This is a genomic window from Nocardia colli, from assembly GCF_008704205.1.
Taxonomy (GTDB): Bacteria; Actinomycetota; Actinomycetes; order Mycobacteriales; family Mycobacteriaceae; genus Nocardia; species Nocardia colli.
Map to the genome: position 1 here is coordinate 148,074 of NZ_VXLC01000029.1, position 13,156 is coordinate 161,229.

General features: G+C 62.6%; 14 protein-coding genes. 6 read left to right on the top strand and 8 right to left on the bottom strand.

The features are described from left to right. The first annotated feature begins 27 nt into the window (after positions 1–27). Positions 28–789, top strand: coding sequence for a type 1 glutamine amidotransferase domain-containing protein (locus F3087_RS39490; protein ID WP_150407274.1), 762 nt, complete (start codon positions 28–30; stop codon positions 787–789). 337 nt (positions 790–1,126) lie between these two features. Here the strand turns inward: F3087_RS39490 and F3087_RS39495 are convergent, their stop codons facing one another. Beyond that, entirely contained in the window at positions 1,127–2,377 is a 1,251-nt protein-coding gene (locus tag F3087_RS39495) for a DNA sulfur modification protein DndB (protein WP_223885697.1), read from the bottom strand. A gap of 577 nt (positions 2,378–2,954) precedes the next feature. Between F3087_RS39495 and F3087_RS39500 the strand changes: the two genes are divergently transcribed. Then, positions 2,955–3,167 (top strand): hypothetical protein, encoded by a 213-nt coding sequence (locus tag F3087_RS39500; protein WP_150407275.1) that lies wholly within the window; start codon positions 2,955–2,957, stop codon positions 3,165–3,167. A 508-nt stretch (positions 3,168–3,675) separates the two neighbouring features. Here the strand turns inward: F3087_RS39500 and F3087_RS39505 are convergent. The 3 genes from F3087_RS39505 to F3087_RS39515 are packed head-to-tail and all read right to left on the bottom strand — an operon-like array spanning position 3,676 to position 5,361. Next, entirely contained in the window at positions 3,676–4,524 is an 849-nt protein-coding gene (locus F3087_RS39505) for a helix-turn-helix domain-containing protein (protein ID WP_150407276.1), read from the bottom strand. Next, positions 4,521–5,051 carry a DUF6879 family protein gene (locus F3087_RS39510; RefSeq protein ID WP_150407277.1) on the bottom strand — a complete coding sequence of 177 codons (531 nt, stop codon included), beginning with the start codon at positions 5,049–5,051 and terminating at the stop codon, positions 4,521–4,523. Before F3087_RS39510 ends, F3087_RS39505 begins: the two co-directional genes overlap by 4 nt. After that, on the bottom strand, positions 5,020–5,361 hold the full coding sequence (locus tag F3087_RS39515) for a hypothetical protein (protein WP_150407278.1): 342 nt from the start codon (positions 5,359–5,361) through the stop codon (positions 5,020–5,022). The genes F3087_RS39510 and F3087_RS39515 overlap by 32 nt, the downstream gene beginning before the upstream one ends. Before the next feature lie 538 nt (positions 5,362–5,899). Here F3087_RS39515 and F3087_RS47240 point away from each other — a divergent pair. The 3 genes from F3087_RS47240 (at position 5,900) to F3087_RS46935 (ending at position 6,535) form a co-directional block, all read left to right on the top strand. Then, entirely contained in the window at positions 5,900–6,031 is a 132-nt protein-coding gene (locus F3087_RS47240) for a hypothetical protein (RefSeq protein ID WP_263407273.1), read from the top strand. Positions 6,032–6,107: 76 nt separating this feature from the next. Next, entirely contained in the window at positions 6,108–6,368 is a 261-nt protein-coding gene (locus F3087_RS46930) for an NUDIX domain-containing protein (RefSeq protein ID WP_223885698.1), read from the top strand. After that, complete coding sequence (locus tag F3087_RS46935) at positions 6,290–6,535, top strand: NUDIX hydrolase (protein ID WP_223885700.1); 246 nt, start codon at positions 6,290–6,292, stop codon at positions 6,533–6,535. The genes F3087_RS46930 and F3087_RS46935 overlap by 79 nt, the downstream gene beginning before the upstream one ends. 31 nt (positions 6,536–6,566) lie before the next feature. On the opposite strand, the gene F3087_RS39530 is transcribed toward F3087_RS46935, so the two are convergent. From F3087_RS39530 to F3087_RS39540, 3 genes are read right to left on the bottom strand one after another with little or no spacing between them, the layout of a single operon-like run. After that, on the bottom strand, positions 6,567–7,670 hold the full coding sequence (locus F3087_RS39530) for a hypothetical protein (RefSeq protein ID WP_150407280.1): 1,104 nt from the start codon (positions 7,668–7,670) through the stop codon (positions 6,567–6,569). Next, positions 7,660–8,907 (bottom strand): sensor histidine kinase, encoded by a 1,248-nt coding sequence (locus tag F3087_RS39535; protein WP_150407281.1) that lies wholly within the window; start codon positions 8,905–8,907, stop codon positions 7,660–7,662. Before F3087_RS39535 ends, F3087_RS39530 begins: the two co-directional genes overlap by 11 nt. Next, entirely contained in the window at positions 8,904–10,298 is a 1,395-nt protein-coding gene (locus F3087_RS39540) for a cytochrome P450 (RefSeq protein ID WP_150407282.1), read from the bottom strand. Before F3087_RS39540 ends, F3087_RS39535 begins: the two co-directional genes overlap by 4 nt. Positions 10,299–10,620: 322 nt before the next feature. On the opposite strand from F3087_RS39540, the gene F3087_RS39545 reads away from it, so the two are divergent. Then, complete coding sequence (locus F3087_RS39545; protein ID WP_150407283.1) at positions 10,621–12,051, top strand: glycosyltransferase 87 family protein; 1,431 nt, start codon at positions 10,621–10,623, stop codon at positions 12,049–12,051. Here the strand turns inward: F3087_RS39545 and F3087_RS39550 are convergent. Then, the gene (locus tag F3087_RS39550) at positions 11,968–12,357 is read right to left on the bottom strand and encodes a nitroreductase/quinone reductase family protein (RefSeq protein ID WP_150407284.1); all 390 of its coding nucleotides are present in this window, start codon (positions 12,355–12,357) and stop codon (positions 11,968–11,970) included. The genes F3087_RS39545 and F3087_RS39550 overlap by 84 nt on opposite strands. Positions 12,358–13,156: the final 799 nt, after the last annotated feature.

Here is a 13,156-nt window from a genome sequence, read left to right on the forward strand (position 1 = left end):
CGGCAACCCTCCGGCTACCCTGCATAAATGATCCTGTTCCTGCTGCCCGACCACGACTACGACCCCACCGAATCCGCGGTCCCGTGGGCAGCCCTACAGGACGCCGGCATCCCCGCCCGCTTCGCCACCCCCGAAGGACGAGTAGCCCTGGCCGACGACCGCCTCGTCGAAAAGGGCTTCTCCTTCCTCTCACCCCTCCTCATGACCCGCCCCGCCGCCCTCCACGCCTACGACCGAATGCGCGAAGACCCCCACTTCCAATCCCCCTTCGCCTATTCCGACGTAATCGACTCCGAAGTCACCGGCGTAGTAGTCCCCGGCGGCCACGCCCCCGGCATGAAATCGATGCTCGAATCCGCCACAGCCCAAACCATTTTCGCCCGAGCTCTACTCGCCGAAAAACCAGTAGCCGCCGTTTGCCACGGAGTGTTGCTCGCCGCCAGAGCTATAGACCCTGCAACCGGCCTGTCAGTCTTGCACGACCGCCAAACCACCGCGGTAACAGCAACTCTAGAACTCTCCGCCTGGAACCTAACCCGCCTTCGCCTAGGCACCTACTACCGCACCTACCCTCAAACCGTCCAAGCAGAAGTCACAGCCGCCCTACGCAACCCCAACCAATTCAAACGCGGCCCCCTACTCCCACAACGAGACTCCCCAACCCACCCCAACCGCGGCTTCACAGTCCGAGACCGCAACTACATCTCCGCCCGCTGGCCCGGCGACTGCCACCGCCTCGCCACCGAGTACCGAGACTTGGTGCTAGAGAACCGAAATGCCTCACGCTGAATGGTGACAGACCTGGCAGTCAATCAAAGGTCTACCGAGGTAACACCGACAGCCGAAGAGTAGTCTATTTGGGCGGGGATAGTAGTTTAGAGTTTTGCCTCGGACGACCCGGCTGCTGCGGTGCTTGCAGGCGTCTGTATTTAGTCCGGAGAGGCAAGTCCAAGGGGTCTGCATAGCGCCAAGCTCAGGGGGATGCACTACATTGCAGGCTGCGACGGATCTGTCGCTGGGTCCGCTATGATCGGAACCCTCAGATGCCTTGATTTGTATAGAGTCTCGCTTATAAGCTGGGCTATAGTTCGATTCTGTTGGCGCGGTATGTGATATCCGAATGCATTCAGATCAACTGGCCAGTATTTTGATTACTGCTCTGCGTCGCACCGTTAACTCCCCGAATCCGCAAGCCAACTTCGGAATCCGGATTGTTGATCGCTTCATAGACCTTGTGGCCAGAGTCGCGAGCGCCGCCAGCCCAGCTAACTCCTCTGCCTGTCTCTTTGGCGGCGATGCCTCCCCAGTACTTCAACTCGCGCTCCCATCGGATCGGGGAGAGGAGCAATGACAGATCCTCGTCGGACAGTCTATCGTTGACGCACCACGACATTGAGTGGTGGATTGTCGCTCCTAGTCCCGCAAGCACTGCTGGGGACGAGATTGCAGACTTCGCCTGGAATTCGTCTGTGAACTGTTGAAGGATGACGCTCAGCTTCTCAATGGTCTCCCTTTTGACAACCTTCATATCGGTACCATCGGGGAGGTCGTCAATCTCGACGTCTCCCGAGGCCGCGTGGATGCCCGCTTTACCGAGAATCGTTGTCACAACCAAGGTGCGGACGCCCGACAGGGTCATCCATTCAGCGGACTTCGAGGCCACCTGCCGCTTACCGGTGAGGACAAGCTTGTTTAGCGGTGTCGACTCACCTTCTATCTCCACGACCGTGCCGTCCACGAGCGCCTGTGCGACGCCGGTTGCGAAATCGCGCATATCCATTGATAGTGCGAGCGATTTGTCGACTGGCACGCCCTTCAGGTTGCGGTCGTGGAAGATCTGACGAGCCGACAGTGTGCTGATGCCGTGGTAGATCTCAAATGCCACGATTGCTTGATCTAACCCGTCCTCCTCCAGCCCGTACGTCTTGGCGTTCCTCCTGATTCGATGCAACGCAGTGATCTGAGTCTCGCCGTCGATTGCGATGAGTCCATCGCGGATCGGAAGGAATGCGGAGCCGTTCTCCTCGATCACAAGGGGACGCGGGCACCAGAGCGTGACGGGTGGGATCGACCAGGCGTCGCCAAACTCGCCGCTTAGCCCTTCGCCGATGTACGCAGCGTAGTGGGCAATGTTCTTGGATTTGGGGCTGGCGGCAGTTCCGATCACCCGTTGGACTTCAGCACGCATCCGCGCGTATCCGTCTTGTTCCGCACCGGTTTTCGCGTCACGGGCGGCATCCTGTTCGACCTTCATGGGGTCGTTGACCATGTGCAAGAGGTTCTCTATGTCCACCACACCGATCGCGACGTGGTCGCGTACTGGCATCAGCTTGATGGGAAAACCTGTTGAGACGGGCTTGAGCTGCTCGCGTGACACGTAAGTCCCTTCCGGGGCCTGTTTTTGGCCATCGACACCACTGGATCGGGCACCAGGATAGCAGCACGTGGCCAACCGCGGTTAGGTAATTTGGGTGAAAACTGCCGCCGCAGATCGACCTCCTGCCGCAAGTTGAGTACCAACAGGTCGGTTGCAACTCAGAGGTTTCCGCTCACCTGGGGATTTCCAGGACTGGTACCTCAATCGCGATGGAGGTCTTGATCGAGTTCGCCGCGGTAAGCGCTCGGATCGCTAACCGCGGTTGCATCATCTCGATGGGATTCTTGTGCAGGATTGCCTCTGTCATGACTTCCTGGCGTTCTGATTGGCGACATCGATTGCGTACTTGCTAGATCTGAATTCTACCGATCATCGGTCAGTTCATGTACACTCGCCAACGTTCAGATGAAGTCATGTCTGAACGCTGAAATCTCAACTCGCACTGACCTGTTCGTTGGGTCAGAAACGGGCGAACCGCTCCGAGTGGCGGCAGCCGAGGCCTCCGTGTGTGACTCAGGGTGGTGTCGCCTGCCGCCACTCGGCGACAGGTTCCCTGCGAGTTCAGATGGAGGTCCCGGTGAAGGAGATCCCGACGCCGGATGCGTTCCGCCGCAGGCGGAACAACACTAGGAGACAGGGAGGCAAGCTCAAAAGTCGCCTTGAGGTCGCGGGGTTGGTAATCGGCGTTGTCGGCCTGATCGTCAAACTTGCCGATCAGATTACCGCGAGCTCGACGGTCCACGAGACCGCCGAGCTGGCAGCTAGAGCACTGAATATGATCTTCGGATAGCAAGCCCACGATCATTTCAGCTCACTGACACGGGGGCCGGATTGGTTACGCCGCCGGCCCTCGCTGTGTCTGGCCGCTAGGCCAGACCTGGTCAACGTTACACTCTGCTGGTGTGCAGTCCAAGTCGATTCGTGCACAAAACACGCTATCTACCAGGCATTACTGACTCCTAGGGGTCGTAGTCTGTCGAGCCTGTGTGGTCGCGCTACATAGTTTGACCGAGGCGTATCTGCTGTATCGTCCCACCGACTTCATACGCGATCGTGTTCTGACGACTGGCTGGCCGAGCGGGGCTGCTGTGCAAGAAGTTCGGTTGTGTCCAGCGCGGTGACGCCGCGGTCCTACGGGCTAGTGGTCGGTCGGCCGATCATGGTGGCATCGGTCGGGAGTCCAACACCCGTTCCCGTGGTCGATTGTCTAGTAGCGGATTTCGTTATTCGAGCGTTCTGAGGTGTCGATTCTTTGGTGCGGTGGTGTCGAGTCTAAACGGCTGCTTGACGTCGCCGAATTATGAGTTCTCCGTGCTGCGGCGTTTGATCAGTGCTGTTCTGATCATTGATCGGGCGGCGTCTCCTGACACGGATTGCCTGGCCAGTCTGTTGAACGTGCGGGCGTAGGCGGCGATCTCGCGGGGTTGGGTGATGGTTTGTTCGGCGCTGATGCCTTCGACCATCACTACGCGGTCGTCGAACATGATGAAGTTGGGGGCGGTCAAGGGTGGCATTGCGTGTGCCGGGATTATTCCGAATGCCACACGCGGCAAACCCATTACGGCCAGGAGTCGGTCCAGCTGCCCAGCCATCACGTCGTCGTCACCCACGGTGGTGGAGAGGACTTGCTCGGCGAGGACTATCCAGAACTTTCGTTGGCCCTTGTAGAGAAACTGTTGCCGTTGTAGGCGTTGGGCGACACCCTGTTCGACGTCGTCTGGTATCTGTTCGAACTCGACCACGTCCCGCAGGATCGCTTCCGCGTACTCTGCTGTTTGCAGGATGCCCGGGACGATGGTTGGTTGGTACATCCTTGTCAGCGTCGTCTTCTCGGCGAGCTTCACCGAGATCTGTTGTCGCCGTTTGGTACCCGAGCTCAGGATGCGGCGCCACTCGACGTACGCGATGTCGACGTTGTTCAGCGTGGCGATCAGATCGGCGAGTTGATCGTTTGCGCCGGTGTGCTCGCAGTATGCCCGCAGATCGGCTTCGGATGGACTTCTGATGCCACGCTCGAAACGCGATACTTTCGACTCGTGCCAGCCCGCCATGGAGGCGAGCTGGCGGGCGGTCAATCCGGCGTGCCGGCGAATCTCCCTGAGCCGCAGACCGAGTGATTCCCGCGCTTCGTGGACGCTATCGGTCACTGCCCGCCGTGCACGCCGTTGAACTCTGCGAACGGTGTCGCCAACTGCCAGAGTCGTTGTTTCACAGTTCGACAGTATTCCGCGATCCCCGGATCGGTGGTGCTTACCGGGTCGGTGGGTTTGCCTTCTTCGTCGGATACGTTGAATACGACCAGCTGACCGTCGAACAACCACCAATCGTCTTGCGGGACATCGTCACCCTTGACGAGATGCCTTGGTACGTAACGAATATCGTCGCCAGCATCAACGTTGTAGTGGGTTACCGACAATAGCCAGCGTTGGTAGTCGGTGAGCGGGACAGTGACTACCCGAACCCGGCTCATCGCAACACCCCGTGCGGTCGTCTCCCGTACAAGGGCCCGCCATTCGGGCGATGGGTCGGACAGCTCCGGCTCGCCTTCCAGGAATCTGCGGAAGGGCTCGGACTCGTACGGTTCGGCGTACGAGTCCCTGAGCTCCAAGTGGAACGCTTCATGCTGGCAGGCGCGGAACAGGTCAGGCCATGGGTCGCCTTGCCGCAGTTGCACCGTAAAACGTCCTCTCCATCTTTGCCGTTTCGATGACAGTCTCATCTTCGGCCAATTCCAGTTGGCCCAGTATTTCGGGGTCGGTGATCGGTCGACCCGTGAGAGTGAACGTCCCGCGCCCGGTGTCGGTCATCACCGCACCGATGAACGTGTCCGGATCGGCGAATCCGGTTAGCAAATGCGGTATTTCGATCGTCTCGGGCCGACTGGTCCGCCAGCCTTGCACAACGAACGTCTGCTGGTCGGTGGCGTAGAGGGACGGGCATCCGTTCCGATCTGAGCCACCTTTGCCGAGGAACTCCAAGCGCATGGTCGCGATCCTCTCTTGCTGGCTGCCGTGTTCGGCAGGCACTGCTTAGATGGTCGCTCGAGTCGGCATGCTTCACAGATTGTTCGGTTCATCCTGGCAAGTATTGGCAAATCGGTCGCCCGCGCTGCCCTCGGATTTCTAGCGTCGTAGGTAGAGCTCGGGCTGGTGCCGACCTGGTCCCGAGTTGCCCGCCAACATCGACATCAGGGGTCACAGTGCCGCATACCGAAATGCAACCCATGGTCCTTGCCGCACCCACATTGATGCTCAACGATGCGCTAGCCGCGGAATGGCTAAGCAGTAGAACTGGTTTCGCGATGAGCGGGGTTGAGCGGTGAGGCAACGACCTACCGCGATCGGATACTTACGCCGTGATGTTTCCGGAACGTCCCAGCCCTGGCATGAGACCCAGATCCGCAGTCTGGCAAAGCGACTCGGGTATGAGCTGGCTAAGACCGTGGTCTTCGGCCCGGATACCGACTCGCCGGTTGACCGGTTGCTGAATGTGGTTCGGTCGGTTGGGGCTGAAGCAGTTGTCGTGCCTAGCGCGGAGCATTTCGGGGGCAAGGTGCCGGAGCGGGTTGTGCGGGTGTGTGACGTGATCACCGTGTCTCCGCAGTACACCTATGCGCGGTCGTACGCGTCGCCGTTCCTCGGAGACGGCGCATGAAGCCGCCGGCAACGGATCTGGAGAGTGTCCACGCGATGGTGGACCGGCCGATGATGGCTGCGGTTAGAGTCGCGCCATGACTGGGTCCGGTTATGTGCCGCAATTGTATTCGGTATCGGTTAAGGGCGTGGTGGTTCGTGGTGGGCGGGTATTACTGCTGAAGAACGAGCGGGGCGAGTGGGAACTGCCGGGTGGCCGGATCGAGGTTGACGAGTCGCCTGAGGAGTGTGTGACTCGGGAGATCGCCGAGGAGACGCGGTGGCTGTTACTGCCGGGCCAATTCTCGATTCGTGGATCTACTACATCGCATCGGTTGAGAGGCACGTTTTTATCGTGACTTACGGCTGCTATCCGGATACCGACGCCGAGCCGGTCTTGTCGCACGAGCACAAAGAAGTTGGCTTATTTCGTGAAGGTGAGATCGCTGGCTTGAACATGCCGGATGGTTACAAGCGATCTATCTCGGTCTGGTTCGCCCAGCTCTCAGCAGCGGAGGGCGCGTAGGTCGGCCTGCTGCGACATGGCACTGAGACGATTATGCGTCTGGTGAGTGGACGGGTGGGAGTTCGGTGAGCAGGTCGGGTGCTGGCAGCGATACTCCTGAGTCGTCGGGTCGACCTGTCGCGATGCGGTCGAGGGTGACGGTTACTGTTCCCGCAGAATCGATTTCGATGCGTTTGTTTCCGTTCTGTCCGTCTACCAGGACGGTGGCGAGGTAGCGGCGGGCAGGCGGGAGGACTCGTACGGTGATGTGTCCGTCTTGGACCTTGTCCAGTTCGAGGGTTGCGACTTGCCGGACGCGGGTGCAGAGGAGGGGTGGGGCGGTTTCCAGGCCGCCGTCGTCGAGGAGCATTACCTCGACTCCGCGTTGGCGGGCGCCGCGGGCTGCGGCGAGTAATTCGGGGGTGGAGAGTTGGGGGGCTCGGAGTTCGTCGCGGAGTTCGGCTTCCAGTAGGCGGCATTCTTCGCGTTCGTCGGCTTGGAAGGGGACTGCGGCGGCGATGCGTTCGAGCATCGGGCGCGCGCGACGATCTAGGCGGTTGAGTTGGCGTTTGCGTTCGGCGTTTTGGGCGTCGACGCGGGCTTGTTTTACCGCGCGGGCGGTCGACTCGATTTCGAGCTGACGGAGCGAGCGCATGATCGCGGCGAACGCGGCGGCAATGGCGACGTTGACCAGCGGCACAACGGCTTGCACGTAAGCGGTCGGTTCACCGCCGGCGGCGAGGACCACGGCGAACCAGGTTGCCGCAGTTCCCGCCCAGGCCAAGACATTTCGGCCGCGTAGCACGAGCATCGCCAACGCACTGCCCGCGGTATAGGCGGTCCACACGCTGGTATGCGCGTGAAGTTCCGCCGTCACATGCTCGTTGGCGATCAACGTCGCGATGGCACCCGCGGACGCGACGAAGACCGCCGCATACTCGTGGATCGGATTCCCGGTATCGAGCACCACGACAATCGTTGCCGCGGCGATGATCACGGCGGCAGCGACCAACGCCACCGTGATCGGTAGTTCCGCTTTGCGCACCGAACGAATCACCACGGCGGCGTCGGTAGCCAGCACGACGGCGATGATCGTGACCATCGTGGAGCGGTGTTCACTGAGCAGCCGGCTCAGGTCGCCGTCGTCACGTGTCATCAGGTGCGCTCCACTCCAAGATGATTCGGGTTCCGGCACCGGGGCGGGAGTCGATGGTGGCGAGGCCGCCGGCTTCGCGCATCCGCTGCACGATGCTGACGGTGAGGCCGAGCCGGTTGGCCGCGACGAGCGCGGGATCGAATCCGGCGCCGTCGTCCTCGACGACGACCGTGATGCCGCACGCACGCGCGACGATCGTCAATTGTCTTGCGACAGTTCGCCCCGGCACGTCGGCGTGCCGCACGCTGTTGCGCACGGACTCGGCGGCGGCCTGGGCGAGCGCGGTGACGGCGGCGGATTCGATGCGCAGGTCGGCGGAGCTGTAGTCGTGGCGAACCTGCACGCGCAGTTGAGCTTCGGTGGCGCCGACCACTTCGCGCGCGATGATCTCGATGGCCTCGAGGTCGGTGCACATGTCGTTGGCGCGGCCGATGGCGGCGAGCTGGCCGAGGGCTTGATTGGCTTGGCGCGCAAGCATGGTGGTGCAACCGCCGCGGGACATGTCGAGCAAGGTGGCGAGCACCTTGTCGTGGATCACACCGGCGAATCGTGCCCGCTCGCTGGCCCGCGCCTCGTCCGCCGCGGCGAGTGAGGCTTGATGGTGGGCGCGCGCCTGCTCCTTGTCGAGCAGCCGGGCCGCGCGCCGCGCCGTCTCGGTGATGTAGACGAAGGTGACGGTGATGCCGAGGATGCGCAGCGAGGTGAGCGTGAACTCGGTCCAGCTGAGGTCGCCGGTGGCCTGACCGGTCGACGACGCGGCGAGCAACCCGACGGCGACCACATAGATCGAGGTCGTGGACCTGCGCCAGGCCAACGTGGCCGCGACCCCGCCGAGCGGAACCAGCCGATAGATCCAGGCCACGTCGTCGGTGATCTGGCCGGGCAGCACCGCGAACCCGGACAACCCGACGGCCACCGCGAACACCACCGCGTGCGTCGCCGCGATGATCCGGACGACGGATTGCTCGACATAGAGCGCGGTCCCGGCCAGCAGTAGCGCGGTGCCGAACACCCCGAACATGGCGACGGCGGTCCACCAGGTCTGGAAATGCCGGGACTGCGCGGCCATCTCGGCGGCATCGCCCGCGCCAAAGATCCACACGCCGATGCCGAGCGCGAAGGCGAGGATGCGATCGATCCGGTCGGTGGCCGCCCGGCCGATCGAGGTCTGCCGGTTACATCGACCCGACAGGATGGCCACGACGCGGCCGAACAGTGACGGCGACATCGAGGTCATCGCGGTTCGCTGACCTCGACCTTCGACAGTTCGCGGCCCGACACCCGCCGCGGCACGTACACCGCACGCGCCTCCCGCTTCGGGCGCAGGTTGATCGTCAACTTCATTCCGACGTTGCGGTCGATGTGCACCGAGCCGCCGTTGAGCAGCAGCGCGGTGAAGATCTGCCCCTCGAGCAAGGCGAGGGCGGAACCGATGCACACGTGCTCGCCGGCGCCGAACGGCAAGTAGGACATCCGCTCCCACGACCGGTCCGCCTCCTGCGCGAATCGATCGGGGTCGAACGCCAGCGGGTCCGGGTATTGCCGCGCCGAACGGTGCATCACGTAGGGGGCGACGAACACGATCGTGCCCTCGTCGATCGCGTAGTCGCCGATCCGGGTCGCGCCCGCGGCCTCACGCAGGAACGCGGGCGACGGCGGATACAACCGCATCGACTCCTTGAACACCTGGAGGCAGTAGGGGAGTCGGGCGAGATCCGCGGCCGTCGGCGTCGCACCGCCGAGCACCCGATCCGCCTCTGCGGCAGCACGGTTCGCGATGGCGGGATGGCGTGACATCGCGTACGTGGTCCAGAACATCGCGTCCGCGCTGGTCTCGTGCGCGGCCGCCCACAGGTTGATCACCTCGTCGACCAGCCGGTCCTCGCTCATCGGCGCACCTTCGCGATCGCGCTGGGCGAGCAGGGCCGAGACGATGTCGTCGTGGCGATCGGGGTTGCGGCGGCGCACATCGATCGCTCGCGCGGCCCAATCCCGAACCAGGGCAAGGTCTTGAATGAACTCGCGATTGCGCTTCGTCGGAATGTTCAACGGCGCGACGATCGGTCGCGACATCGCCCGCATCTCCCAATCGAAGATCCGGGTCGCCGCGTCGACCACATCCTGGTGCTCGTCGAGCGGCTCATCGATCAGCAGCCCGGCGACGACGTCGTGCATCATCGCCTGCACCCCGGCGAGCAGGTCCACCTCGCCCGCCGCCTGCCATCTGCGCAGGTGCGCGTGCATGCGGGTCGCCATCACGTCCACGTATTTCGGCACCCGCCGCGCGGTGAACAGCGGCGCGACCATCGCGCGTTGCGTCCGGTGCACCTCACCCTCGGAGATGATCAAACCCTCGCGCAGCGCGGGCCACAGCGTTCCCGTCACCGCTCGCGCTCGCCGGAATTCCCCGGCCCGCGACACCAGCACCTCGTTGATCTCCGCGGGCCCGGTCACCAGCACCGCCGGAAACATCCCGATTCGGAACCCGGCCACCGGCCCGTGTTCCTCGGCCAGCCGGCCCATCACCGCGAGCGGATCCCGGAACCAGCGCAGCGTCGTACCCAATCCGAGCACACCACTACGTCCGTGGTCCAGGTGCTCGACTTCCCCCGCCCGATCATCGTTCACTGACGATTCCTCCCGTGGTCGTCATCGAAGTCAGAGCGATTCGTCAGCCCCGCCGCCCGGTGATCAGGACGTCTGACGAGCAGTCTGTCTGTGCCGGATCGTATTTGGGCGACGGCCTGTAGTCATGCCCGCAGAATTGGGGTCGGGAAGCCGAAAGTGCGCTGTTTTCGCAGGTCGGCAGCATTCGTGAGATGCGTTCCACACCATGGAGTTCGGGGCGCGCGACACTCGTGAGTTAAGTGATAGGATGATTGCTCTTAGTTTAGCTAAACAGTTGCTGGTCTGCGTGTGTTGCCTCACCTGATGAAGGAAAAACAACTCCATGGCTGTCATGCTGCAAACGGGCGAACAGCGCGGTGCCGGTGCGATCGAGAAGCCTCGTACCTCGCGTAAGTTCGCGGCGCTGAGTGCCGCGATCGTGTTCGCTTGCCTTTCCGTCGGCGCCTGGCTGGTATTCATCCGGCCGAACTGGGATATGTACTGGCACCAGGTCGACCTGCAGGTTTACATGTGGGGCGGCTCGATGGCCGCGCTACATCCCGAGCTGCTGTACGACGGACGCGGGCCGCTGGGATTGCCCTTCCTGTATCCGGTATTCGCCGCGTGGATCTGCGCGGAATTGGCACAGTTCCCGATCAACTACGTCGGCACCGGCGTCACCGTCATGACGTTGATGTCGCTCGGAATTAGCGTATGGAGCGCCGGGGTACTGCAACGTCGTCGGCGCGGACTCGCGCTGGTCGCGATCACGATCGCCGTCGCCGCCGCCGGGCTCTGGCTCGAACCGGTCCAGCAGACTTTGCAATTCGGACAGCTCAGCGTGATTCTCATGGCGATGGTCCTGGCCGACCTCGCCATACCCAAGAACCGTTGGTATCGCGGCATTCTCATCGGCATCGCGACCGGCTTGAAGCTGACGCCCGCGGTCTTCGTCGTCTATCTGCTGATCACCCGGCAATTCAAAGCCGCGGCCACGGCCTGTGCCGCTTTCGCCGCCACTGTGGCGATCGGCTTCTGGTATCGGCCGGCGCAGGCGCTCGAATTCTGGACCACGACGATGACGTCGCAGAACCGGATCGGCTTCGCCTATGTGCAGAATCAATCGATCAACGGGCTGTTCGGTCGGCTGCAATGGTCGACCTGGGAAGACAGCAGTTCCTCGCTGGTGGTCGCCGGTCTGCTCGGACTGATCGGAATCGCGGCGGCGCGGGTCGCCTACCTGCGCGGCGACGAATTGCTCGGAGCTCTGCTCGCGGCGACCGTGATGCTGCTCGCCTCGCCGATTTCCTGGACGCACTACTGGGTGTGGATCGTGCCCGCGCTGATGTGGGTGTTCCGCGCGCTGCGTGATCGTTCGATCGCGGTGCGGATCGCGGTGCCCGCGGTCCTCTATCTCTTCGTATTCGCCTGGCCGATGCGGGTCGATCGGGTCGGCTGGTGGGATCCGGATCTGCCGCTGCTGCCGCAGGGGTTGGTCTGGGATGTGCCGCAGACCAACGGGCGGGAATACCGTTGGAACGTCTGGCAATTCCTGCTCGGAGATTCGTACACCTTGCTGGCCGTCGGTGCGCTGGTGGCGGCGAGTGTGTGGCTGCTCTGTTTCAAGTCCGGGAATCGTGCTGTCGCCGAAGCCGACTCGCCCCTGCGCGAAGTCGAGGCGTTGATCGACTCAGTGGAGGTCGACGCGGACCGTGAGCAGATTGTCGCCGAGGACCAATACGCCGGCGCTGTTGACGCGCGGCAGGGTGCGTAGGCGGCGGCGCGCGTCGTCTTCGGGCATCAGATGCGCGGTCCCGGTGTGCCAGCGACCGCGCAACCGGACTCGAACGGTGGGGTCGGCCATGATGTTTCGGATGTACTGAGACTTCTCGCCGTATTCGGAGACGAACCAGAACTGATCGCCGGTCCGGCTGCCGCCGATGGGGGTGAGGCGGGGTTCGCCGCTTTTGCGTCCCGTGGTTTCCAGTAGGGTCTGGCGGGTGAATCGCTGGGCGACCGGGTTGACGACGTTTCGCTGCATGATGGCGATGAGCTGCTGTTTTGTAGCCAGGTTCGACATGATGTCTCCCTCTTGAGATGCATGAGACAAATACTGTACTTCTGTCTCGACAGTACTGAGGTGACGCGATAGCGGCAAGGACGCCAAGCAGACCCAGCGCATCGGGGCCAAGCGGATCACGCGCCACTGGGTGCGACCGATCCCACGGCAACCGCAGAACCCGCACTCGCTCTCGGGATCCGCACTGGCTGTAGGGCCCTGTTTCGGTGCGGATCCTGAGAGGGAGTGCGGCTCTTGGGCGTGGCCGGCTGGTGGTACATCCGCAGGCAGGTTCGGGATCGGGGTCGGCGTGAACGACCACAGAACCCGCGGCTGGGCACCCCGAGGCAAGCCTCGACCAAGCGACAGATAGGTCAGCTTCGCACCCGTGATTCATCGGGCACATCTGCCTCAGCACGACATCAGGTATGCACAGGATGAATCAGGTGTGCGAAGGAGATCTCGACAACGCCACCACAGCCAGATGACCACGCCCGAACGCGAGACTGCGCACCTGACTGCGGAGGTAAGTCGGGTACGGCACACGACGTGCCCAGCACTGCTTCAGTGAAAACCTGGGTAGGTCTTCAGTTTTCGATGGCCAGGTCGCGTTGGGATGTCTTTGGCTTTACCTAGCAGTCAGGTGCGCCTGCTCCCAGAGATGATCGATAGTGCTGGGCGCGTCGGGTGGGGTACCCGACCTACCTCCCGCAGTGGGTATGGGCAACGTGGGAGTTCCGGCGTGGTTACTTGGCTGTGGTCCGGTTCAAAGAGGCATGGAAAACGAGGGGGAGCCCGGTAAGGGTAGTGATCTTTGGCG

Excerpts from the sequence above, each read along its gene's own strand:
- F3087_RS39490 (WP_150407274.1), top strand. The coding sequence starts at position 28 with ATGATCCTGTTCCTGCTGCCCGACCACGACTACGACCCCACCGAATCC.
- F3087_RS39515 (WP_150407278.1), bottom strand. The coding sequence starts at position 5,361 with ATGCGCTTGGAGTTCCTCGGCAAAGGTGGCTCAGATCGGAACGGATGC.
- F3087_RS46930 (WP_223885698.1), top strand. The coding sequence starts at position 6,108 with ATGACTGGGTCCGGTTATGTGCCGCAATTGTATTCGGTATCGGTTAAG.
- F3087_RS39530 (WP_150407280.1), bottom strand. The coding sequence starts at position 7,670 with ATGACACGTGACGACGGCGACCTGAGCCGGCTGCTCAGTGAACACCGC.
- F3087_RS39535 (WP_150407281.1), bottom strand. The coding sequence starts at position 8,907 with ATGACCTCGATGTCGCCGTCACTGTTCGGCCGCGTCGTGGCCATCCTG.
- F3087_RS39545 (WP_150407283.1), top strand. The coding sequence starts at position 10,621 with ATGGCTGTCATGCTGCAAACGGGCGAACAGCGCGGTGCCGGTGCGATC.
- F3087_RS39550 (WP_150407284.1), bottom strand. The coding sequence starts at position 12,357 with ATGTCGAACCTGGCTACAAAACAGCAGCTCATCGCCATCATGCAGCGA.